General features: G+C 59.9%; 1 protein-coding gene and 1 pseudogene. Both read left to right on the top strand.

Annotated elements, in window-relative coordinates; all coding sequences use genetic code 11:
• The coding region (locus PY650_RS36430; RefSeq protein WP_285884942.1) for an efflux RND transporter periplasmic adaptor subunit at nt 1-892 on the top strand (892 nt) is incomplete at its 5' end.
• Nucleotides 889-2,318, top strand: a pseudogene (locus tag PY650_RS36425) (efflux RND transporter permease subunit); the annotation flags it as partial. The gene PY650_RS36430 and the pseudogene PY650_RS36425, both read left to right, overlap by 4 nt.

The raw sequence follows: 2,318 nt of genomic DNA, 5'->3' as shown, positions 1-2,318 counted from the left end.
TGGACGAATGGTGTCTCGCAAGGTCGACGTTGGCGATCTGGTCCACAAGGGCGACGTCCTCGCGGAGATCGATCCTCTCAGTCTCCAGCTCGCGGTCAGGAGTGCGCAAGCCGACGTTCGCAGCGCCCAGGCACAACGCGACAATGGGGTCGTGAACGAAAAGCGCAAGCGAGCTCTTATCGACACAAGTGCGGCAAGCGTTGCCGATTACGATCTTGCGGTGCAACAGCTGAAATCGGCCAAAGCCGATGTCGAAAAAGCAACGGCCAGCCTCGCCAAGGCGCAAGAGCAGCTTGATTACGCGGAGCTGAAGGCGGAGTTCGACGGTGTCGTCACGGCCACGTTTGCGGAAATGGGGCAAACGGTCGCCGCGGGTCAGCCGATCGTCAGAGTGGCGCGTCCCGAACAGCGCGACGTGGTCGTCGACGTTCCCGAGCCGCAATTTCGATCCACGCGCCTGGGTGACAAGTTCAATATTGCCCTCCAGTTGGACGACAAAGCGCGGACCGCCGGTACCGTGCGCGAGATCGCGCCGCAAGCGGATCCAATTACCCGCACTCACAGGCTGAAACTTGCCATAGATGAGGCGCCCCAGGTTTTCCGATTGGGTGCAGTAGTAAACGCTACCCCGATGGCCGTTGCGGGAAGGAGAACGATCACTCTCCCGAGTACGGCCGTGTGCGAGAAAGATGGCGCCGACCACGTCTGGGTCGTGGACCGGTCAACGAACACGGTCAAGCTCACTCCGATCCATCTGGACAAACGCGTGACCGGCGCCCGCTTCGTTCAGGTTCTCTCCGGGCTGCAGGAAGGGGAAGACGTCGTCGTCGCCGGCGTGGGCGAACTTGCCAATGGACAGAAGGTCAAACTCGAACAGGAGCCGCGCTCGTGAATAAATTCAACCTTTCGGACTGGGCGCTCAAGCACCGCTCGCTCGTCTGGTATTTCATGATCATCTTCAGGAGGTGACGCAGCAGGTTACCGACCGCATCGAAAAGAAGCTGCAGGAACTCGACAATCTCGAACACACCCGCAGCATCACAACCGCCGGTCAGACGACTGTGTTTGTGGATCTGCTCCCAGACACCAATGCCCGGGATGTAAAGCCTACCTGGATCCGGGTGCGCAATCTGATCGCGGATATCAAGCAGGACTTCCCGCAAGGGGTGATAGGTCCCTTCTTCGATGACGGATTCGGGGACGTCTATGGTAATATCTTCGCCCTCACGGGCGACGGGTTGAGCTTCAGGGAACTGCGCGATTTTGCCGAGAACGCCCGAACGCAGATTCTCAAGATCCCGGATGTGGGCAAGGTCGATGTCATCGGCGCGCAGGACGAGGTCATCTATCTCGAATTCTCCACCCGCAAGATCGCTTCCCTCGGCATCAATCGGGCCGATGTCATTGCCACTCTGCAGGCGCAGAATGCCGTCACCCAGTCGGGCTTCGTCCAGACCGGACCGGAACGCATCGCTTTGCGGGTCGGCGGGCGTTTTATTTCCGAAGACACCCTGCGCAAGATCAATTTGCGGGTAAATGACCGCTTCTTTCCGCTGACGGACGTCGCCACCATCACCCGCGGCTATGTCGATCCGCCGACCTCGCTCTTTCGCTTCAATGGCAAGCCGGCGATCGGACTGGCGATCGGCATGAAGACAGGCGGCAACCTCCTTCACTTTGGCGAAGCGCTGGAAAAGACAATGTCCGGGGTCACGCAGAATCTGCCCGTCGGCGTCTCGGTCGCAAAGGTATCAGACCAGCCGAAAGTCGTCGAAGAAGCTGTGGGCGGCTTCACTAAGGCCCTTTTCGAGGCGGTCGCTATCGTGCTCGCAATCAGCTTCGTCAGTCTCGGGTTGAGGGCAGGCCTGGTCGTCTCCGTCGCGATCCCGTTGGTTCTTGCCATTACATTCGTGGTCATGTTCGACGCGGGCATTTCGCTGCAGCGCATTTCTCTCGGAGCGCTGATCATCGCGCTTGGCCTTCTCGTCGACGACGCCATGATCGCCGTCGAGATGATGGTCGCGCGGTTGGAAGCGGGCGACAGTCTGCGGAACGCCGCCACCTACGTCTACACGTCGACGGCCTTCCCGATGCTGACCGGCACGCTCGTGACCATCGCCGGCTTCATCCCCGTCGCCTTCAACAAGAGCAACGCCGGCGAGTTCACCTTCACTCTCTTCGTCGTCATCGCCGTATCGCTTGTCGTATCCTGGGTTGTCGCGGTGGTGTTCACGCCGCTTATCGGCGTGACGATCCTGCCGAAGGCGATCAAGAAGCATGCCGAGCACAAGGGCTGGTTCGCGAAGGCATTTTCGAGC

Origin of the sequence: Martinezella calliandrae, assembly GCF_030272695.1 — a bacterium.
GTDB lineage: Bacteria > Pseudomonadota > Alphaproteobacteria > Rhizobiales > Rhizobiaceae > Rhizobium > Rhizobium calliandrae.
Note: the sequence above shows the minus strand (reverse complement) of the source record. Positions and strands in the feature narration are given on the sequence as shown.